This is a genomic window from Duganella sp. S19_KUP01_CR8, assembly GCF_036688705.1.
Lineage (GTDB): Bacteria > Pseudomonadota > Gammaproteobacteria > Burkholderiales > Burkholderiaceae_D > Rugamonas.
Genome location: NZ_JAQQPR010000007.1, coordinates 213,832 through 233,909, shown reverse-complemented (window position 1 = coordinate 233,909; position 20,078 = coordinate 213,832). Strand labels below are relative to the sequence as shown.

Genomic DNA, 20,078 nt, shown 5'->3' with positions numbered 1-20,078 from the left:
AATTGCCCCTTTAGCGAAACTGCAACCGCGCGCCCATGGGCTGCGCCACCGACCAAACAAGATGCTGACATTTCAACAAATTATCCTGACCTTGCAAACCTACTGGGACAAGCAAGGCTGCGCCCTGCTCCAGCCATACGACATGGAAGTCGGCGCCGGCACCTTCCACACCGGCACCTTCCTGCGCGCGATCGGCCCTGAGCCCTGGCGCGCGGCCTACGTGCAGCCATCGCGCCGCCCGAAGGACGGCCGCTACGGCGAGAACCCTAACCGCGGCCAGCACTACTACCAGTACCAGGTGGTGATGAAGCCGGCCCCGGAAAACATCCTGGACCTGTACCTGGGTTCGCTGGAAGCGCTGGGCCTGGACCTGAAGCAGAATGATGTCCGCTTCGTCGAGGACGACTGGGAATCGCCGACCCTGGGCGCCTGGGGCCTCGGTTGGGAAGTCTGGCTGAACGGCATGGAAGTGACGCAGTTCACCTACTTCCAGCAAGTCGGCGGCCTCGATTGCAAGCCGGTGCTGGGCGAGATCACCTACGGCATCGAACGCCTGGCGATGTACCTGCAGGGCGTCGAGAATATGTACGACCTGGTGTGGACCACTTGGGAAGAAAACGGCGTCACCAAGACGTTGAAGTACGGCGACGTGTTCCACCAGAACGAAGTGGAGCAATCGGCCTACAACTTCGAGCACTCGAACACCGAGCTGCTGTTCGCCCAGTTCAACAACCACGAATCGGAAGCCAAGCGCCTGATCGAGCTGCAACTGACCCTGCCTGCGTACGAGCAGATCATGAAGGCCTCGCACAGCTTCAACTTGCTGGACGCGCGCGGCGCCATCTCCGTGACCGAACGCGCCGCCTACATCGGCCGCGTGCGCGCCCTGTCGCGCCTGGTCGCCCAAGCCTACTACGATTCGCGCGAACGCCTGGGCTTCCCTATGGCTATCGCCTTGGCGACCGCTGCCGCCGTTGCTGAATAATTCGATATAAATAATATGACTCAAACTCTGCTCATCGAACTGCTGACCGAAGAACTGCCGCCGAAGGCGCTCGCCAAACTGGGCAAGGCTTTCGCGGACGGCATCGTCAACGGCCTGAAATCGCGCGACTTCCTGGAAGCCGACAGCGTCGCCACCTTGTACGCCTCGCCGCGCCGCCTGGCCGTCTCCATCACCAAGGTGCGCGCCACGTCGCCGGACAAGGCGATCCGCGAAAAAGTGCTGCCGGTGTCGGTAGCGCTGGACGCCGCCGGCAACGGCACGCCGCCGCTGGCCAAGAAACTGGCCGCGCTGGGCTTCCCCAACCTGACCGTGGCCGACCTGGAACGCGCGCAGGACGGCAAGGCTGAAAGCTTCTTCTACACCTACACCGCAGCCGGCAGCGCGCTGCAAGCGGGCCTGCAAGCCGCGCTGGAAGAATCGGTCGCCAAGCTGCCGATTCCTAAAGTGATGAGCTACCAGCGTCCCGACGGCGCCACCGTGCAGTTCGTGCGTCCGGCGCACAGCCTGATCGCGTTGCATGGCGCCACCGTGCTGCCACTGACCCTGCTGGGCCTGACCGCATCGAACGTCAGCGAAGGCCACCGTTTCCTGACCGCGCCGGGCCAGCGCATGATCACCATCGCCAACGCCGACAGCTACGCCGCCACCCTGGCGACCGAAGGCAAGGTACTGGCCAGCGTCGAACAGCGCAAAGAGAAGATCCGCGCCGAGCTGCTGGCCAAGGCCGGCGCCGACCAGGTGCTGATGCCTGAAGCGCTGCTGGACGAAGTGGCCGCGCTGGTCGAATGGCCGGTGGTCTACGAGTGCAAGTTCGAGGAAGAGTTCCTGGCCGTGCCGCAGGAATGCCTGATCCTGACCATGCAGACCAACCAGAAATACTTCGCGCTGACCGACACCAACGGCAAGCTGCGTTCGCGCTTCCTGATCGTCTCCAACATCGCCACCGAAACGCCGACCGCCATCATCGACGGCAACGAGCGCGTGGTGCGTCCGCGCCTGTCCGACGCCAAATTCTTCTTCGAGCAGGACAAGAAGAAGACGCTGGAATCGCGCCTGCCGCTGCTGGAAAAAATCGTCTACCACAACAAGCTGGGCACGCAGGCCGCGCGCGGCGAACGCGTCGCAGCGCTGGCTGGCTACATCGCCACCCAGATCGGCGGCGACGCAGCACTGGCCGCCCGTGCCGCCAAACTGTCGAAGGCCGACCTGGTCACCGAGATGGTCGGCGAGTTCCCTGAGCTGCAAGGCATCATGGGCACCTACTACGCCCGCAACGACGGCGAGCCGGAAGACGTGGCGTTGGCCGCGTCCGAGCACTACCAGCCGCGCTTCGCCGGCGACGCCTTGCCATCGACCGTCACCGGCACCGCCGTGGCGCTGGCCGACAAGCTGGAAACCCTGGTCGGCATCTGGGCCATCGGCCTGGCGCCGACCGGCGACAAGGATCCGTTCGCGCTGCGCCGCCACGCGCTGGGCGTGCTGCGCATGCTGATCGAGAAGCGCCTGCCGCTGGCTATCTCCGGCCTGCTGTCGCACGCTTCGGGCCTGTTCGCTTCCGTGGCCGGCTTCAAGGATCCATCGGCCGACGTCTACACCTTCATGATCGACCGCCTGCGCGGCATCCTGCGCGAGCGCGGCTTCTCGCCGAACGAGATCGAAGCCGTCGTAGCCCAGAACCCGGACCGCCTGGACGACATCGTGCAGCGCCTGGAGGCCGTGCAAGCCTTCGCCGCGCTGCCGGAATCGGCCTCGCTGGCCGCCGCCAACAAGCGCATCACCAACATCCTGAAGAAGAACGAGGAAGCGCTGGCCGCCGCCGGCAACAGCGGCGTCAACACCGCGCTGCTGCAGGACGCCGCCGAGAAGAACCTGCACGCCGCCGTGGTGCGCGTGCTGCCGGAAATCGACGCCGCCTTCAACAAAGGCGACTTCGCCGGCACGCTGAAAACCCTGGCGCAGCTGCGCGAGGAAGTCGACGCCTTCTTCAACGACGTGATGGTCATGGCCGAGGATGTCGCCCTGCGCAACAACCGCCTGGCCTTGCTGTCGTCGCTGCACGGCATGATGAACCGCGTGGCCGACATTTCGAAGCTGGCGGCCTAAATGGGTGCGCCGTCCATGAAACTGATCATCCTCGATCGCGACGGCGTCATCAACCATGATTCGCCGGACTTCATCAAGTCGCCGGCCGAGTGGATTCCGGTCCCCGGTTCGCTCGAAGCGATCGCCCGCCTGAACCAGGCGGGTTATCGCGTGGTGGTGGCGTCGAACCAGTCGGGCATTGCCCGCGAATTCTTCGACATGGCGATCCTGAACGCGATCCACCAGAAGATGCACAACCTGGCGCAGCAAGTCGGCGCCAGCATCGACGCCATCTTCTTCTGCCCGCACGCCGCTGCCGACAGCTGCGATTGCCGCAAGCCGAAGCCGGGCATGTTCACGGAAATCTCGCAGCGGTATAAAATCAGCCTGAAAGGCGTGCCGACCGTCGGCGACTCGCTGCGCGACCTGCAAGCCGGCTACGTCAGCGGCTGCGTGCCTTACCTGGTCCTGACCGGCAAGGGCGAGAAAACCCAGGCCACGGGTGGCCTGCCGCCCGGCACCATGGTCTTCGCCGACCTCGCCGCGATGGTCAATCACCTGCTGAAAACCAGCGCCCCGCCGGCGCTGCACGTCGTTAGCTAAACAGTTTTGGAGTCTGCATTGGGTCATCCCGTCTTGTTTCTGCGTTCCCTGATTTTCACCATCGTCATGGTGGTATCGACCATCGTCTGGGCCTGCGTATGCTTCCTGGCCGCGCCGCTGCCGTACAACAAACGCTTCTTCGTCACCGCGCGCTGGAACGTCTTCATGATCTGGTGCCTCAAGGTCATCTGCGGCATCCGCTACGAAATCAAGGGCGCCGAGAACTTCCCGGACGCGCCGGCCATCGTGCTGTCGAAGCACCAGTCGGCATGGGAGACCATCTTCCTGCTGCCTAACATGCCGCGCCCGCTGGTGTTCGTGTTCAAGAAGGAGATCCTGTACATTCCCTTCTTCGGCTGGGCGATGGCGCTGCTGCGCATGATCCCGATCGACCGCAAGCAGGGCAAGAACGCCTTCATGGACGTGGTCCGCCACGGCAAGCGCCGCCTGGCCGACGGCCAATGGATTATCATGTTCCCGGAAGGGACCCGCATCCCGGTCGGCAAGGCGGGCAAGTACAAGAGCGGCGGCACGCGCTTGGCCATCGAGACCGGCGCGGTGGTGGTGCCGATCGCGCACAACTCGGGCGAGTGCTGGCCAAAAAATTCTTTCATCAAGCGGCCCGGCCTTGTTACAGTATCGATAGGCAAACCGATTTCGCCGGAAGGCCAGACCCCGGACAGCATGATGCAACAGGTGGAAAATTGGATAGAATCAGAAATGCGCGTCATTTCGCCCCACGCCTACAACGCTGGCTAGATGATCTAGCCACGCTGGTGAAGCCGGCGTCGCCGCAAGACGACGCCAGCCAACTGGACCTGTTTGGACGGGAGGCGCAGTCGTCTCTCAAGCCGGTGTACACCGCACCGGTATGGTCGATTCCGACCACTCCTGCCTCGAATACCCCTCCTCCCGTTTCGCCTTACGTGGCGCCGCCGCAGACCGCCGTGCCGGTCAAGCCGCGCGCGCAGACGCCGCCGCCGCCGGACCAGATCCCCAAGCGCCAGCTGATGGTGGGCGACTTCGTGCTTGAATATTCGCTGCGCCGTTCGACCCGCCGCTCGATCGGCTTCATGATCGACGACGAAGGCCTGCGCGTGACCGCGCCCAAGCGCATCAGCATCGCCGAAATCGACAACGCCATCCGCACCAAGCAGCACTGGATACTGAGCAAGCTGAAAGAACGCCGCGAACGCCGCGCCGCGAGGCTGGAGAAGCCGCCGGTGGAATGGGTGGATGGCGCGCAGCTGCCCTACCTGGGCGCCGACATCACGCTGCGGCTGCTGGTGGGTGGACGCAATCGCAGCAGCTACAACCCGGCCACCCGCGAGCTGTCCATGGTGCTGGTACCCGGCGCCACCGAGACACTGCTCAAGGAGCGCGTGAAGGGCTGGTACCAGCAGGAAGCGAAGCTGCTGTTCGAGCAGCGGCTGGACGTGTATGCGGAGCGGCTGGGGGTGCGTTATCACTCGTTCGGTCTGTCGTCGGCCGGCACGCGCTGGGGCTCGTGCACGGTGGACCGCAAGATCCGCCTGAACTGGAAGCTGATCCACTTCTCGCAACCGCTGATCGACTACGTGATCGCGCACGAACTGTCGCACATCCTGGAGATGAACCACAGCGCGCAGTTCTGGAACACGGTGGGCCTGATCTACCCCGAATACGAGGAAGCCAAGAACCTGCTGCGCAAGCGCGCGCAGGAGCTGCCGGTGCTGTTCCCGTAGCCGCCTCGCATGGCTTGACACTTCAACAAAGCTGCCACCAAGTCAATAATTGCCAACTGGAAATTGCATATGTTATAATTGATAGTTCGAAAACTATTATTTAACTATTGCAATGAAATTGACGAAACTCGCTATCGCCTGCGCGCTCACTTCTGTCCTGGCCGCATGCGGTGGTGGTGGTGGCAGCAGCACCTTAGCCCCAGACACCGGCCCGGTCGCCGCACCGTCCCGCACTCTGAGCGGCATCGCCGCCAAGGGCCTCATCAAAGACGGTATCGTCAACGTCTATGCCTACGACGCCGCAGGCAACCGCTCAGCGGTGCCGATCGCCAGCGGACGCACGTCCAAAACCGACGGCAGCTATTCGATCAACCTGGGCACCCGCACCGGCTTGTTCACCGTGGAAGTGAGCGCTGACGCGAACACCACCATGGAAGACGAGTACAGCGGCACCATCTCCATGCCCGCCACGATGACGATGCGCAGCCTGGTTCAGCTCGACAGCGGCAGCAACACCACCGTCACCGGCCACGTTACGCCGTTCACCGACATGCTGGTCACAGCGGCGATGAGCGCCGGCACGGCCAATAGCCTGACCACGGCCAACGTGGCCTCGGCGCAGACCGAAGTGACCAAGATCCTCGGCTTTAATCCGCTGACCACCAAACCGCTCAACGCCAATAGCGACGCCGCCGCCAATACGGGCGACGCGGCGGAAAAATTGCAATCCGTGGCGCTGGCGGCGATCTCGCAAATTGCCCACGCTAACCGTATGGGATGCGCCGGCACGCCAGGCGAAAAAGTCAAATGCGCGGTGACCGCAACGACCGGTACCGCAACGATGAAAAATGGCGCCGTCAGCATTTCCGGCGGCGCGAAGGATGCCTTGCTCGCGGCGCTGACCACGGTGGCCAGTGACACGGCCGTCAACAAAACGTCGCTGAAAACGCTGGATGGCCAGAAGCTGTTCTCCGACGTCGCCGTCAATACCCCGTCGCCTGTGCCGACGCCGGTTCCGACACCTGTGCCGACGCCAACTCCGACTCCGACTCCGACTCCTACGCCGACTCCGACTCCGACGCCAACGCCGACACCGACACCTGTACCGACTCCGGTTCCAACGCCCGTACCAACTCCGGTTCCTACCCCGGTTCCGACGCCTGTACCAACTCCTGTACCAACTCCGGTTCCGACACCTGTGCCGACTCCGGTTCCCGTGCCAACGCCGGTGCCAACACCAACGCCGACGCCGACACCAACCCCATCAAACCCGGTGGGCGAAACGAAAGCCTTGTTCGCCAGTTTGCGCACCAACCTGCAAGCATGGTCGGACGCCAACAAGGACGGCGGCGGCCTGCGCAGCAGCCTGGACGCGATGAAGACCGATTTTGAAACCGCCGTGGCGCCGCTGGACCAGAGCCTGGCCGACTGGGTCGTCGTATCCGGTCGCGGTATCAAATTGTTCAACGACTACACGCAGGGCAAGTCCACGGCCATCACCGTCAACGACGGTTCGGCAGCCTCCGCGCTGGGTTCGTGCACGCTCTACAAGGATGTAGCGGCCACCATCGCCATGACGGCAGGCGATGTGCCATCGGTCACCCCGAAGAGCGTCGCCTGCGCATTGAACGGCAAGATCGTCGAGGGCTCGGAACGCGGCACAGGATCCAGCGGTCAATACACCCGCTCCGTGATCGTCCGGAACATCACACTGCTGCCGGTCGCCAGCGGCAGTTTCAGCTACACCGCCCAGACGCAACGCGCCTCGCAGGAATACCTGAAGGATCAGCAAGGTCTCGCCTATAACATCCGGACGCTGAGTGGTCCGGTTGCCGTCGGCAGCGCCGCAAGCGGCAGCATCGCCTACACGATGACCGGCAACGCCGTCACCACGGCGCTGATTGTCGGCACCATGCCGGCACGCACCGACGCCAGCGGCGTTGCGCTCACCGACTACGAAACCTGGCGCATCAATACCGCCACCACGGCGGAAGCGAACAACATCAACAAGTACACGTTCTCCGGCTACGTCGACGCCATCAAGAACAGCGCGACGCTGGGCAACGTCAAGATCTCCGACGGCTCCTTCATCCGTGTGGCCGACAACGGCGGCAAGTATCGCGTCACCGAAGGCAAACTGGGAATCGAAGTCGCGACGGCCAGCAGCAAAGTCAGCGGCACTTTATCCCTGAGCAAATTTGATACCGACAAATACGGCAATCGCTACCTGCCCAACTATGCGCAGTTCAGCGGCAGCTTCACCAACAACCGGGCCGAGAACTTCAACGGCGTCATCACCGCCGAAGTGCTGAACTACAAAGCCTACGACAGCTCGGCGCCGCAGTCCGCGACCAACTTCGGCACGGGCAACGCAGCGTTCAAGGGCAGCCTGAAGATTGCCAGCCGTCCGCTGCTGGCGGTGACGTTTGCCGCCCGCGCCACCGGCTACAAGACCAGCGAGTTCAACGCCACCTACAACGACGGCGCGAACGCGATCTCCTTTGACGGCAACAACTCCTTGCCGAGAACGGTCCACATCGGCAGCGCCACAGGCGTCACGGTCAATGTGGTCGACGGCGACAAGTACTACGGCGTCTTCAAGAACAACAGCCGGACTGCGTTGATCAATACCAGCACCAAGATGATCAACTACGCCGACGGCAGTTTCGAGTCGATCTATTAATCCACCATGCGCTTATTTTCTTTACTGAGCGCCCTGCTTGTGACAGGCGGGGCGGCGGCGCAGACAGCCGTCGCCGACAGCGACATTGCACTGCGGGCCCCCAGCGCCGCTTGGCAGCTGTATGCCAAGACCCAAGCCTGGGCGGCCTACGATGCCGTGCCGATCCGCGAACTGAACCGCGACTGGAGCAGCGGCTACAGCCCACGCAACGGCCGCAACGCCTTCCTGCAGCGGGACCGCGTGGAATTCGGCGTGGAGAAAGACGGCTGGCGCCTCGGCGCGGAGTACCGGCTGGAACTCTCGCTGGAGGCGAGCCGCGACACGGTGGACCTGTACCATGTCTATCAAAGCCACAAACCGCCCGCCAAGGCCCGCGATTTCACGGCCGATGCGCATTCGACCCAATGGGCGGCGGCGGGCGCGCGCCTGGGCCGTACTTTTGTGCTGCCCGAACAGGCTGCCGGCCAACCCTTGCTGCTGGTGTCCGCCGCAGTCTACGGACACGTCCGCAATCACGATAGCGACGTGTCCGGCAAGCTGAGCTACACGCCCGACACCGCCTATCGGATCGACGGCACGTACCGGAATTCGAACACCGGCTACGACTACCCGTTCAAACCGGATGCGACGCAAAAATCGTCGGGGGCCAGCATCTCGGCCGCCCTGCAATGGCCGCTGAGCAGTCAGCTGACCGCCAACCTGGCGGTCAATGACTTGTGGAGCCGCATGCGTTGGACCAATTTGCCGTCGGTGGTCAAAGTCATCGCCTCCAACGTGCGCACGGTCGACAGCGACGGCTACATCAACTACCAGCCGCAGATGGTGGGCCAGAACAGCTTGATCGAACGCACCGGCACCATCGGCGCCAGCACCGCGCTGAACCTCACCTACCGCCACCAGCAATGGGCGCTACGCATCGGCGCCCAGCGCATCGCCGGCACCACCATACCGGAAGCCATCGGCAGCTACGCCAGTCGCTGGGGAACGCTCAGCGCCAGCTATGACACGCGTTTCAACATGGTGGGACTGGGATACGAGCAGGGCCCGCTCCGTCTGCGCGTGCGCACCGACAGCCTGCCGTTCAGCGAGGCGCGCGCATTCAGCCTGGAGACGGCCATGAATTTTGTGTTCTAATTTTTGTGTTCTAATTAACGCCATGGATACCAAAACAAACTTCAGCCGCACCACCATCGTTTTGCACTGGCTGGTGGCGGCCAGCATCATCGGCCTGATCGCGCTCGGCATCTACATGGTCGAGACCGAATCCTGGCATCTGTACGACATCCACAAATCGATAGGCCTGCTGGTCTTCGTGGCGATCCTGGCGCGGCTGGCCTGGCGCTGGCGCAATGGCCTGCCGCAGCCGGTGCGGCCGGTGTCGCGGCTGGAGCATGTGACCACCGTGGCGGCGCACGTGGTGCTGCTGATCCTGACCGTCGTGATGCCGCTGAGCGGCATGCTCTACTCCGGCGCCAGCGGCCACGGCTTCGGCATCTTCGGCTGGGAGATTTTCCCCAGCCACCACCTCGGCGACCAGGCCGTGCCGCTCAGCGCGCGCTGGTCCGACATCGGCCAGGACATGCACGGCTTCCTCGGCTACCTGCTGCTGACGCTGATCGTGCTGCATGCCGCCGCCGCGCTCAAACACCACCTCGTCGACAAGGACGCCACCTTGACGCGCATGCTGGGCCGCACGCAAAAATGAAGATAACTGCAATACCATTATCCGAATCGCAAATATCTATCATTCGATATTAAAAGTTGCTGTATGGAATTTATCGTGATAACTTCTGCTGCACTGCCGCATAAGGGATAAATTTAATGCAACAAACTATGAAAAAGAAGACCGGCCTGGTCTTGGGTGGAGGCGCGCCGAACTCGCCTCTGATCGCCGGCGCGCTGGCTGCCTTCCTCGACCAGGAAGTCGAATTCGATGTGATTTCCGCTTCCGGAGCGGGTGTTCTGATGGGCTTGCTGTACGCGGCGCCATTGGAAGGCTCGCCGCGCGAAGCGCTGAAACGCTGGGCCGATACCGGCGTCTCCGACAGCATCTACAAGATGATGCCGGTGAACTACAAGATCTTCCACAAGCCGGGCCAGGAAGCGGACGCCTTCCGCAACGCCTTCGCGCCATCGAGCAGCCACCCGGTGTTTGGCGCGATGCAAAACGTGTTCGCCCAAGGCTCGGTGCCGTGGACCGACTGGACGCAGTTGCTGATGTCGACCATGTCGCCGTCCAACCTGTCGGCCAAGAGCCTGGGCTTGTGCGCGCATGCGCCGTTCCTGGAAGGCGCGGTTGATTTCTCCGCCATCGCCAGCATGAAGCCGGAGTTCTACATCAACGCCTACAACCTGAACCAGCATCGCATGACGATCTGGGACAAGCACGAAATCAAGGCGGAACACGTGCGCGCCGCGCTGTCCTTCCCCTTCCTGTACGCGCCGACTGAAATCGACGGCGAAGACTACATCGAAGGCGCCGCGCTGGAGACCTTGAACTTCGATCCCTTCATCGAAGGCAAAGGCGATCACCACGACACCGACACACTGATCGTGCTCGACATCCTCGGCGACGAACGCCTGCTGCGCAAGCCGCGCAACCTGTACGACGCGTGGGTAGGTTCGATGATCACGCCGCTGGTGAAGATTTCGCAGAACCAGATCCGCCTGTTCGAGTTGGAGCACAACACCGACCGCAAGACCGGCCTGCCAAAACGCCGCATGCTCAAGCTGGAGTTGATGGCCGCCGTGCCGGACGAGCATATGCCGAACACGATGGACTGGTCGTCGTCGAACATGCAGTTCCTGTTCGATATCGGCTACAAGGCGGCGACGCGCTTCTGCCGCCAGCACTCCACGGTGCTGCGCTACGCTGAAGAGATGGAGTTGGCCGGATAATCCGTCGTTCCCGCGCAGGCGGGAATCCATACGTCTCGTGGTCAGAGGCGCAGCATGGATTCCCGCCTGCGCGGGAACGACGAGGTTCTTAAGGTTTGATTAGCGCCGGCAACAACGCCAGCGTGCGGCGCGTGGCGCCGCGATGCTGGTTGGCGAAGGCCAGCGCGTTGCGGCCCATCGCCGCGCGCGCCGCTTCATCGTTCAGCAGACGCCCTGCGGCGGACATCAGCTCCGCCGCATCGGCGACGCGTTGCGCGCCGCCTGCAGCCAACGCATCTTCCGTCACCAGCGCGAAGTTGAAGGTGTGTACTCCGATCAGCACCGGCTTGCCCAGCGCCGCCGGCTCGATCAGGTTCTGGCCGCCCAGCGGCAGCAGGCTGCCGCCGACGAAGGCCACATCGCAGGCCGCGTAGTAGGCGAACATCTCGCCCATCGAATCCCCCAGCAGCACATCGACAACTCCCGGCAACGCGGCATCGCCGCCGTCCAGCGCCAGCTTGCTGCGGCGCTGCACGCTCAAGCCATGCGCGCCGACCATCTTCTCCACTTCATCGAAACGCTGCGGATGACGCGGCACGATCAGCAGCAATACATTGGACGGCAAGCTTGCGCGCTGCTGGCGGAAGGCATCGAGTATCAGTTCTTCCTCGCCCTCGCGCGTGCTGGCGCACAGCAGCACCGGACGGCCGCCGATCACGCCGCGCAGCGCCGCGCCGATGGCCAGCGCCGCATCCGGCACCACCACGTCGAACTTGATGCTGCCGGTGATCTCGACGCGCTGCACGCCCAGCGAGCGCACGCGCTCCGCATCGGCCGCCGTCTGCGCCGCGACCAGCGAGATGCCGCGCGCGGCATCCACCAGCAGGGAACCGAAGCGGCGCGACCTGCGCAGCGAACGCTCCGACAGGCGGGCGTTGGCCAGCACCACCGGCACGCCGCGCTTGCCGCACACCGCGATCAGGTTCGGCCACACCTCGGTCTCCATCAGGATGCAGACCGCAGGCTTGAAATGTTTGATGAAGCTGCCCACCATCGTCGCAGTGTCATACGGCAGATACGATTGCACCAGCCGCGCGCCATGTTTGGCGAACAGGGTCTTGCCGGTGGCGCGGCCAGTCGGCGTCATGTGGGTGAGGACGATGCGGCTGTTCGGATACTCGGCCAGCAAGGCGTCGATCAACGGCTCGGCGGCGCGCGTTTCGCCCACCGACACGGCGTGTACCCACAGCGTCTGCACATCAGAAGCGGCGCCGGTGTAGAAGCCCAGGCGCTCGCCCCAATGCTGGCGATAACCCGGCTCCTTGCGGCCGCGCAGCCACAAGCGGGTCAGCACCAGCGGCAAGGCCAGGCACCACATCACGGAATAGAAAATACGCATGGCGATTACTTATGACTGCGCGAGCAAGCTACGGGCTGCGGACAGCACTTCGGCCACCGACGGCGGCGTGCCGCGATCGCCCAGGTTGATGATGCGCGGCGACCAGTTGCCCTCGGTCTTCCAGCGCGGCGAATCGGCGTAGATCTCCACCGTCGGCCGCACGAAGGCAGCGGCGATATGGGTCAATCCCGTATCGACGCCGATCACCAGGCCGGCGTGACGCGCCAGCAACATCGCATCGGCCATCGACAGTTTCGGCAGCACGCGCGCGTTCGGCAGGCCGGCGGCCAGTACCTCGGCTTCGGCCTTCTCCTTCGGCGAGCCCCAGGGCAGCAGGATGGGCATGGGCGCCAGTTCGCGGCCCAGCGCTATCCAGTTCTCCGGCGCCCATTTCTTCGGATCGCGCGCGGTGCCGTGGAAGTAGACGGCGTATGGCTCGGCCGGCATCCAGTCCGGACGCGGCTCGCTGGCCGACACTTCCGGCAGGCCGAAATCGGCCGGCGTATCGACCGCGTAGCCCAGCGCAGCGCCGGCCACCAGGCGGCCGCGCGCCACCGCGTGCGTGCGCGGATCGGTCGGGATGCTCAGGTTGTGGAAGATGCGCGAGATGCCTTCGTAGCCGGAGCCTTCGCTGCCGTTGGCCAGGCCAACCTTGCGGCCGCACTTCACCACCCGGGCCGCGCCCATGATGATGCCGGTCTTGAGCAATCCCTGCGTATCGAATACATAGTCGTACTGCTGCCCGCGCAGCGTACGGAAAAAGCTTTTGATCTCGGCGCGGGTCTCGGGCTTGCCGAGACTCTTGCGCCAGCGCCGCAGCGCAAACGGAATGATGGTGCGCACGCGGGCGTTGAGCCGCACCAGGCTGACGTAGCCCTCCTCCACCACCCAGTCGATATTCGCGTCCGGGAAATGGCGGGCGATATCGGCCACCATCGGCAGGTTGTGCAGCACGTCGCCCAGCGAGGAGACGCGCACCAGCAAAATGTTCAGCGGCTTGCGGCCGCCCGCTTGCGCCGTCATGCGCTTAGAACGGCAGTTCCGCGTCCGGCTTGGCAGCCAGGATCACGCTCTTGAACTGGCCCTGGATGCGCGCCAGCGCGGCCGGCGTTTCGGCTTCGAAGCGCATCACGATCACCGGCGTGGTGTTGGACGAACGCGCCAGGCCGAAGCCATCTTCGTATTCCACCCGCAGGCCGTCGATGGTGATGATCTGCACGTTGCCGGGGAACTTGGCGTCGGCGCGCAGCTTGTCCATGACGATGACGTTCTCGCCTTCGTTCAGGTGCAGGTGCAGCTCGGGCGTGCTGTCCGATTGCGGCAGCGAGTTCAGCAGCTTGGACGGATCGGCTTCGCGGGTCAGGATTTCCAGCAGGCGGGCGCCGGAGTACAGGCCGTCGTCGAAACCGTACCAGCGGTCCTTGAAGAAGATGTGGCCGCTCATTTCGCCGCCCAGCGGGGCGCCGGTTTCGCGCAGCTTGGCCTTGACCAGCGAGTGGCCGGTCTTGTACATCAGCGGCACGCCGCCATGCTTGCTGATCCACGGCGCCAGGTGGCGGGTGCACTTGACGTCGTACAAAATCTGCTCGCCCGGATGGCGGCTCAGCACGTCGGCCGCGAACAACATCATCTGGCGGTCCGGATAGATGATCTGGCCATCCTTGGTGACCACGCCCAGGCGGTCGCCGTCGCCGTCGAAGGCGATGCCCAGTTCAGCGTCGGTCTCCTGCAGGCAGCGGATCAGGTCTTGCAGGTTTTCCGGATGCGCAGGATCGGGATGATGGTTGGGGAAGTTGCCGTCCACTTCGCAGAACAGTTCGACCACTTCGCAGCCCATGCCACGGAACAGGTCGCCCGCGAACGCGCCGGCCACGCCGTTGCCGCAGTCCACCGCGATCTTGATCGGACGCGCCAGCTTGACGTCGCCGATGATGCGCTCCAGGTATTGGGCGCGGATGTCGTGGGTGCTGTAGGCGCCCTTGTTGGCGGCGGCGCTACCGTCGTGGTCGACGATGCGCTGGTACAGCGCGGTGATGGCGTCGCCGTGGATCGCTTCGCCGGCCAGCACCATCTTGAAGCCGTTGTAGTCGGGCGGATTGTGGCTGCCGGTGACCATGATGCCGGACGCGGCGCCCAGCACATTGGTGCCGAAATACACCATCGGCGTGGCGACCACGCCCAGGTCGATCACATCCACACCGGCCGCTTGCAGGCCCTCGGCCAGCGCTGCCGTCAGCACCGGGCCGGACAGGCGACCGTCGCGGCCGATCACAACTTTGGTCTCGCCCTTGGCCAGCGCCGCCTGGCCGAAGGCCTGGCCGATCTGGCGCGCGACGCCCGCATCCAGGGTTTTATCGATGATGCCGCGGATGTCGTAAGCCTTGAAGATCGTTTTAGATAAAGAAACCATAGTGTGGAATGTATGCGAGTAGAGTGAAAGCGGCTGGTTGTACCAGCCGCAGGTTATCGGAGTGCAAGCAGTTTAAACCTTTAAGCCGGCGATGTCTTTACCGGCTTCCAGCCAGTCCTTGACCCACTTCGGCTGGCGGCCGCGGCCGGTCCAGAGTTGCGAGGCATCGGCCGGATTGCGGTAGCGTGGCACCACGCTGCCGGTCTTGGCCCGGGTGCCGGCCGCGCCGCCAACCAGGTCTTTCAAGGGCACGCCCACGCTTTGGGCAATGGCCAGTATCTGTTCGCGCGCCTTGGCCAGGTCCTGGCTTTCGCGCTGCTTTAATTCGCGCTTAACTTGTTCCTGCAGATTACGCAAATCGGCGGAGGACATATTCGACAGATCCATTTGGTATTCCTTTTAAGTGAGGTGATATAAAACCCGGCGGGAATATATTACATCAACATAAAAAAGTCAGGTTTTCTTATGGCGTATCATCCAGCGCGGGGCTTTAAAGCGGACGATACGGACATATATCCAGATGTAACTGCTGATAAACAAAATACAGAAAACCATTAATGCCCAGGTGTGGCGCCACAATACCGTGGCCGGTATCACCGCCATCAGCGAAAACAGCCATAAATACGGCGAGGTCATCGAATTGCGGCGTATCAGCGCGCGCGCCTCTTTACGGCCGACCGCCCATTGCACGATGCGGCGGAAGATCAGGCTATGCAAATGGATGCCGTCCGGCATGGCCGGAGACTTTCCACGGACAAACATGCGGCGATAAACGGAGAATAAGGTTTCAAAGGTCGGGTAGATTAACAGCAGCGCCGCGTACCAGGTGGAAACTTGCGGGTTGCGCATCACCAGCAGCAAGGCCAGTTCGCCCAGCATGAAGCCGATGAAATACGCGCCGCCGTCGCCCAGGAAGATCATGCCGACCGGATAATTCCAGATCAGGAAGCCGGCGGTGGCGCCCGCCACCATCAGCGCCGCGATCAAGACGAACATATCATTGACCTGCAAGGCCACATAACCCAGCGACAGCAGCATGCAGATGCACACCACGCTGGCCAGGCCGTTGAAACCGTCGATGATGTTGACCGCGTTGGCGATGCCGGCCACGGCCAGCACCGTCAGCGGCAGGGTCAGCCACATGTATTGCAGCGGCCAGGCGGAAAACGCCCAGTCGATGCGGTCGACGCGGGCGTCGAGCAGGAAATAGCCGAGCGCGGCGGCGGCCATGGTCAGCACCAGGCGGCGCGCGGCGCTGACGCGACCGGTGTAATCCTCGACGATGCCGCCGACAAAGGCCACGGCGGAACAGGCCAATAGCGACATCAGCCAATGCGTCATGGCCGGCACCCGCCAAATGGAAATGAAAGAACTCAGCGCCACCGATAAGAATATCGATAAGCCGCCAATACGGGCGACATGGTGGGCGTGCACTTTTTGTACGCCCATGAAATCGGAATCGAGCGCAGGACCGTGCAGTCTCGCTTCTTTAATCACCAGCAGGGTTAGCAGCGCGGAAGCGACAAAGCTCAGTAAAAAGGAAAACATATTTTTCTATACAAAATTACCGGATGCGCTAACCGATAAGGATGGACTACACGCTAACCCGCGATTGTACCGGATTAAGCGGGCCGGTCCTGAATTGACGGCTAGTAATAGCTGCCCGGCGTCAAACATTGGACAGTTTTGCAACGTCAGCCGCGGGGAAGCATGCCGGCGCGCCGTTATGGCGCGTCGGCATGATAGCAGCAGCGTATGGGGACGGTGGGATTGCTTACTAACCGATACAACTCAGCGCATGCACAGGTGCAAGGCCTCTTTCCAGTCCGGCAAGTGACAGAAGCGCGCCATCAGGCGCTCGGACGACAGCACCGAGTACTGCGGGCGCTTGGCGGGCACCGGGTATTCGGCACTGGTGATCGGCAGCACGCGGCATTCCAGCCCCGCCGCCTCGATGATGGCCTGGGTGAACTCGAACCAGGTGGTCTGGCCCTGGGCGCTCAGGTGATACACGCCACTGTTCTGCACCCACCACTCGCGCCCGCCCGCGTGGGCTTGCGACAGCACCAGCGCGGTGGTGTCGGCGATGGTGCGGCTCCAGGTCGGCGCGCCGTGCTGGTCGGCCACCACGCGCAGCTCGTCGCGCTCCTTGGCCAGGCGCAGCATGGTCAACAGGAAGTTCTTGCCGCGCATGCCGTACACCCAGCTGGTGCGGAAGATCAGGTGCGGTATGCCGGCCGCGGCGATGGCTTGCTCGCCGGCCAGTTTGCTGGCGCCGTAGACGTTGAGCGGGCCGGTGGCGTCGTCCTCCACCCGCGCCGACGGCGCGCTGCCGTCGAACACGTAGTCGGTCGAGTAGTGCACCATGGCCGCGCCCAGCAGTTTGGCTTCCCGCGCCATCAGGCCCGGCGCTTCGGCGTTGATGCGGTGCGCCAGTTCGGGCTCGCTCTCGGCCTTGTCGACCGCCGTGTAGGCGGCCGGATTGACGATCAGCCCCGGCTTCTCGCGGCGGATCACGTCGCGCACCTGGTCCAGGTCGGACAAGTCCATCACGTTGCGGTCCACCGCCACCACCTCGCCTATGCCTTGCAGGCTGCGCGCCAGTTCATACCCCACCTGGCCGCTGCTGCCGGTCAGCAGGATTTTCATGCGAACACCTCGGCGTCGGCCAGCAGCAAGGCGGCCTGGTCTTTACCGGACAGCAGCGGCGCGGCGTCCAGCGCCGGCCACTCGATGCCGATGGCCGGGTCGTTCCACAGCACCGAGCGCTCGTGCTCGGGCGCCCAGTAGTCGGTGGTCTTGTAGAGGAATTCGGCGGCGTCGCTGGTGACCACGAAGCCGTGCGCGAAGCCGGGCGGTATCCACATCTGCTTCTTGTTCTCGGCCGACAGCTCGATGCCGTACCACTGGCCGAAGGTGGCCGAGCTCTTGCGCATGTCCACGGCGACGTCGAACACGCTGCCGGCGGTGGCGCGCACCAGCTTGCCCTGCGCCTGCTGGATCTGGTAATGCAGGCCGCGCAGCACGCCCTTGGCCGAGCGCGAGTGGTTGTCCTGCACGAACGGCAGGGTGACGCCGGTCAGCTCGGCGAAACGGCGGGCGTTGAAACTCTCGTAGAAAAAGCCGCGGTCGTCGCCGAACACGCGCGGCTCCAGCACCAGCAAGCCCTCCAGCGGCGTGGCAATCACATTCATCGCGGTACGACCTTGTCTTCGAGGATCTGCAGCAGGTACTGGCCGTAGTTGTTTTTCTTCAGCGGCTCGGCCAGCTTGCGCAACTGGGCGGCGTCGATATAGCCCTTGCGGTAGGCGATCTCTTCCGGGCAAGCCACTTTCAGGCCCTGGCGCTTTTCAATGGTGGCGATGAACTGCGAGGCATCGAGCAGCGACTCGTGGGTGCCGGTGTCCAGCCAGGCCATGCCGCGCCCCATCACTTCGACGTTGAGCTGCTGCTTTTCCAGGTAGACGCGGTTGACGTCGGTGATCTCCAGCTCGCCGCGCGCGGACGGCTTGATGCTGGCGGCGATGTCGCACACCTGGTTGTCGTAGAAGTACAGGCCGGTGACGGCGTAGTTCGACTTCGGCTTGAGCGGTTTTTCCTCGATCGACACGGCCGTGCGGTCGGCGTCGAACTCGACCACGCCGTAGCGTTCCGGGTCCTGCACGTGGTAGGCGAACACGGTGGCGCCGTCGGTCTGCTCGGTGGCGTGGCGCAGCAAGGCGTCGAGGTCATTGCCGTAGTAGATGTTATCGCCCAGGATCAGCGCCGACGGCGAATCGCCGACGAATTCCTTGCCGATGATGAAGGCTTGCGCCAGGCCGTCCGGCGAAGGCTGCACCGCGTAGCTGATGTGGATGCCCCACTGGCTGCCGTCGCCCAGCAGGTCCTGGAAGCGCGGCGTGTCCTGCGGCGTCGAGATCAGCAGGATCTCGGTCATGCCGGCCAACATCAGCACCGTCAGCGGATGGTAGATCATCGGCTTGTCGTAGATCGGCAGCAGCTGCTTGGAGACGCTCATCGTCACCGGATACAGGCGGGTGCCGGAACCACCGGCCAGGATGATGCCTTTGCGGCTAGTCGTAGGAGTGCTCATTGCTGGCCTTCGCGGTTAAAGTAATTGGTTTCCACCCACTTGGCGTAGCTGCCCGACTGCACGTCGGCCACCCAGGCCTGATTGTCCAGGTACCACTGCACGGTCTTGGCGATGCCGGTCTCGAAGGTCTCGGCCGGCTTCCAGCCCAGTTCGCGCTCCAGCTTGCGGGCGTCGATGGCGTAGCGGCGGTCATGGCCGGGGCGGTCCTTGACGTAGGTGATTTGCGCGCGGTAGCTGGCGCCGTCCGCCTTCGGCTTGAGCCGGTCCAGCATGTCGCACAGGGTGTGCACCACGTCCAGGTTGGCCATCTCGTTCCAGCCGCCGACGTTGTAGGTCTCGCCCAGCCGGCCCGCTTCCAGCACGCGGCGGATCGCCGCGCAGTGGTCGCTGACGTACAGCCAGTCGCGCACCTGCTGGCCGTCGCCGTAGATCGGCAGCGGCTTGCCGGCCTGCGCGTTGGCGATGATCAGCGGGATCAGCTTCTCGGGGAAGTGATACGGGCCGTAGTTGTTGGAGCAGTTGGTGGTCACCGTCGGCAGGCCGTAGGTGTGGTGATACGAACGCACCAGGTGGTCGGAGGCGGCCTTCGACGCCGAGTACGGGCTGTTCGGCGCGAACGCGGTGGTCTCGCTGAACGGCGCATCGTCCGGGCCCAGCGTGCCGTAGACTTCGTCGGTGGACACGTGCAGGAAGCGGAACGCGGCCTTCTCGTCGTCCGGCAGCGCCGACCAGTAGGCGCGCGTCGCTTCGAGCAGGCTGAAGGTGCCGTTGATGTTGGTGTTGATGAACTCGCCCGGTCCGAGGATGGAGCGGTCCACATGACTCTCGGCGGCGAAGTGCACCACCGCGCGCGGCTTGTGCTGCTGGAACAAGGCCAGCACTTGCGCCTGGTCGCAGATGTCGCCGCGCACGAAGGTGTGGCGACCATCCTGCTTCAGCGACGCCAGATTGTTCAGATTGCCTGCGTAGGTCAGCTTATCGTAGTTGATGACAGACTCGTCCGACTGAGCCAGCCAGTCGAGGACAAAATTCGAGCCGATGAAACCCGCACCACCCGTCACAAAAATCATTTAGTATCCCGCTGCAAGAGTCAAATTAGTCGTAAGCATGATTTTATGTGAAACTGCCCTGCTACCGGGCAAAAATCGACACCCCACGCTCTGATTTCAGGGTATTTCAGATTCCAAAGCAACGAACCACA

18 protein-coding genes are annotated in these 20,078 nt (G+C 63.4%); 9 read left to right on the top strand and 9 right to left on the bottom strand.

All coding sequences use genetic code 11. The annotated features are described in order from the left end of the window. Nucleotides 1-61 precede the first annotated feature (61 nt). The 9 genes from glyQ to V6M89_RS09755 all read left to right on the top strand — a co-directional run bounded on the left by glyQ (nt 62) and on the right by V6M89_RS09755 (nt 10,996). Entirely contained in the window at nt 62-985 is a 924-nt protein-coding gene (gene glyQ / locus V6M89_RS09795; protein ID WP_332853011.1) for a glycine--tRNA ligase subunit alpha, read from the top strand. 15 nt (nt 986-1,000) lie between these two features. Beyond that, nucleotides 1,001-3,109 (top strand): glycine--tRNA ligase subunit beta, encoded by a 2,109-nt coding sequence (gene glyS / locus V6M89_RS09790; RefSeq protein WP_332853010.1) that lies wholly within the window; start codon nt 1,001-1,003, stop codon nt 3,107-3,109. A 15-nt stretch (nt 3,110-3,124) separates the two neighbouring features. Continuing rightward, nucleotides 3,125-3,691: a D-glycero-beta-D-manno-heptose 1,7-bisphosphate 7-phosphatase gene (gene gmhB / locus V6M89_RS09785; protein WP_332853009.1), complete on the top strand. Its 567-nt coding sequence runs from the start codon at nt 3,125-3,127 to the stop codon at nt 3,689-3,691. A 66-nt stretch (nt 3,692-3,757) separates the two neighbouring features. Further along, nucleotides 3,758-4,450 (top strand): lysophospholipid acyltransferase family protein, encoded by a 693-nt coding sequence (locus V6M89_RS09780; RefSeq protein ID WP_373886686.1) that lies wholly within the window; start codon nt 3,758-3,760, stop codon nt 4,448-4,450. A 17-nt stretch (nt 4,451-4,467) separates the two neighbouring features. Further along, a complete protein-coding gene (locus tag V6M89_RS09775; protein ID WP_332853008.1) occupies nt 4,468-5,415 on the top strand; it encodes a M48 family metallopeptidase in 948 nt (315 codons plus the stop codon). Nucleotides 5,416-5,533: 118 nt separating this feature from the next. Next, nucleotides 5,534-8,098: a hypothetical protein gene (locus tag V6M89_RS09770; RefSeq protein WP_332853007.1), complete on the top strand. Its 2,565-nt coding sequence runs from the start codon at nt 5,534-5,536 to the stop codon at nt 8,096-8,098. 6 nt (nt 8,099-8,104) lie between these two features. After that, nucleotides 8,105-9,232: a hypothetical protein gene (locus V6M89_RS09765; protein WP_332853006.1), complete on the top strand. Its 1,128-nt coding sequence runs from the start codon at nt 8,105-8,107 to the stop codon at nt 9,230-9,232. 22 nt (nt 9,233-9,254) lie between these two features. Next, on the top strand, nt 9,255-9,803 hold the full coding sequence (locus V6M89_RS09760; protein WP_332853005.1) for a cytochrome b: 549 nt from the start codon (nt 9,255-9,257) through the stop codon (nt 9,801-9,803). A 128-nt stretch (nt 9,804-9,931) separates the two neighbouring features. After that, the gene (locus tag V6M89_RS09755) at nt 9,932-10,996 is read left to right on the top strand and encodes a patatin-like phospholipase family protein (protein WP_332853004.1); all 1,065 of its coding nucleotides are present in this window, start codon (nt 9,932-9,934) and stop codon (nt 10,994-10,996) included. Nucleotides 10,997-11,084: 88 nt separating this feature from the next. Here the strand turns inward: V6M89_RS09755 and waaA are convergent, their stop codons facing one another. The 9 genes from waaA to rfbB form a co-directional block, all read right to left on the bottom strand. Next, nucleotides 11,085-12,374, bottom strand: coding sequence for a lipid IV(A) 3-deoxy-D-manno-octulosonic acid transferase (gene waaA / locus V6M89_RS09750; protein ID WP_332853003.1), 1,290 nt, complete (start codon nt 12,372-12,374; stop codon nt 11,085-11,087). A gap of 9 nt (nt 12,375-12,383) precedes the next feature. Then, the gene (gene waaC, locus V6M89_RS09745; protein WP_332853002.1) at nt 12,384-13,397 is read right to left on the bottom strand and encodes a lipopolysaccharide heptosyltransferase I; all 1,014 of its coding nucleotides are present in this window, start codon (nt 13,395-13,397) and stop codon (nt 12,384-12,386) included. Nucleotides 13,398-13,401: 4 nt separating this feature from the next. Further along, on the bottom strand, nt 13,402-14,784 hold the full coding sequence (locus V6M89_RS09740; RefSeq protein WP_332853001.1) for a phosphomannomutase/phosphoglucomutase: 1,383 nt from the start codon (nt 14,782-14,784) through the stop codon (nt 13,402-13,404). A gap of 72 nt (nt 14,785-14,856) precedes the next feature. Continuing rightward, nucleotides 14,857-15,171, bottom strand: a complete 315-nt coding sequence (locus V6M89_RS09735; RefSeq protein WP_332853000.1) for an H-NS histone family protein — start codon at nt 15,169-15,171, stop codon at nt 14,857-14,859. Between the two features lie 66 nt (nt 15,172-15,237). Further along, nucleotides 15,238-16,332 carry an MraY family glycosyltransferase gene (locus V6M89_RS09730; protein WP_332852999.1) on the bottom strand — a complete coding sequence of 365 codons (1,095 nt, stop codon included), beginning with the start codon at nt 16,330-16,332 and terminating at the stop codon, nt 15,238-15,240. Between the two features lie 243 nt (nt 16,333-16,575). After that, nucleotides 16,576-17,433: a dTDP-4-dehydrorhamnose reductase gene (gene rfbD, locus V6M89_RS09725; RefSeq protein ID WP_332852998.1), complete on the bottom strand. Its 858-nt coding sequence runs from the start codon at nt 17,431-17,433 to the stop codon at nt 16,576-16,578. Beyond that, nucleotides 17,430-17,978 carry a dTDP-4-dehydrorhamnose 3,5-epimerase gene (rfbC, locus tag V6M89_RS09720; RefSeq protein WP_332852997.1) on the bottom strand — a complete coding sequence of 183 codons (549 nt, stop codon included), beginning with the start codon at nt 17,976-17,978 and terminating at the stop codon, nt 17,430-17,432. Before rfbC ends, rfbD begins: the two co-directional genes overlap by 4 nt. Beyond that, nucleotides 17,975-18,877: a glucose-1-phosphate thymidylyltransferase RfbA gene (gene rfbA / locus V6M89_RS09715; protein ID WP_332852996.1), complete on the bottom strand. Its 903-nt coding sequence runs from the start codon at nt 18,875-18,877 to the stop codon at nt 17,975-17,977. Before rfbA ends, rfbC begins: the two co-directional genes overlap by 4 nt. Further along, the gene (gene rfbB / locus V6M89_RS09710; RefSeq protein WP_332852995.1) at nt 18,874-19,947 is read right to left on the bottom strand and encodes a dTDP-glucose 4,6-dehydratase; all 1,074 of its coding nucleotides are present in this window, start codon (nt 19,945-19,947) and stop codon (nt 18,874-18,876) included. Before rfbB ends, rfbA begins: the two co-directional genes overlap by 4 nt. Nucleotides 19,948-20,078 lie beyond the last annotated feature (131 nt).

Coding starts and splice junctions, on each gene's coding strand:
- V6M89_RS09740 (WP_332853001.1), bottom strand. CDS start 14,784: ATGGTTTCTTTATCTAAAACGATCTTCAAGGCTTACGACATCCGCGGC.
- V6M89_RS09735 (WP_332853000.1), bottom strand. CDS start 15,171: ATGGATCTGTCGAATATGTCCTCCGCCGATTTGCGTAATCTGCAGGAA.
- glyQ (WP_332853011.1), top strand. CDS start 62: ATGCTGACATTTCAACAAATTATCCTGACCTTGCAAACCTACTGGGAC.
- rfbA (WP_332852996.1), bottom strand. CDS start 18,877: ATGAGCACTCCTACGACTAGCCGCAAAGGCATCATCCTGGCCGGTGGT.
- V6M89_RS09765 (WP_332853006.1), top strand. CDS start 8,105: ATGCGCTTATTTTCTTTACTGAGCGCCCTGCTTGTGACAGGCGGGGCG.
- rfbD (WP_332852998.1), bottom strand. CDS start 17,433: ATGAAAATCCTGCTGACCGGCAGCAGCGGCCAGGTGGGGTATGAACTG.
- V6M89_RS09760 (WP_332853005.1), top strand. CDS start 9,255: ATGGATACCAAAACAAACTTCAGCCGCACCACCATCGTTTTGCACTGG.
- glyS (WP_332853010.1), top strand. CDS start 1,001: ATGACTCAAACTCTGCTCATCGAACTGCTGACCGAAGAACTGCCGCCG.
- V6M89_RS09755 (WP_332853004.1), top strand. CDS start 9,932: ATGAAAAAGAAGACCGGCCTGGTCTTGGGTGGAGGCGCGCCGAACTCG.
- rfbB (WP_332852995.1), bottom strand. CDS start 19,947: ATGATTTTTGTGACGGGTGGTGCGGGTTTCATCGGCTCGAATTTTGTC.
- rfbC (WP_332852997.1), bottom strand. CDS start 17,978: ATGAATGTGATTGCCACGCCGCTGGAGGGCTTGCTGGTGCTGGAGCCG.
- waaC (WP_332853002.1), bottom strand. CDS start 13,397: ATGACGGCGCAAGCGGGCGGCCGCAAGCCGCTGAACATTTTGCTGGTG.
- V6M89_RS09780 (WP_373886686.1), top strand. CDS start 3,758: ATGGTGGTATCGACCATCGTCTGGGCCTGCGTATGCTTCCTGGCCGCG.
- gmhB (WP_332853009.1), top strand. CDS start 3,125: ATGAAACTGATCATCCTCGATCGCGACGGCGTCATCAACCATGATTCG.
- V6M89_RS09730 (WP_332852999.1), bottom strand. CDS start 16,332: ATGTTTTCCTTTTTACTGAGCTTTGTCGCTTCCGCGCTGCTAACCCTG.
- waaA (WP_332853003.1), bottom strand. CDS start 12,374: ATGCGTATTTTCTATTCCGTGATGTGGTGCCTGGCCTTGCCGCTGGTG.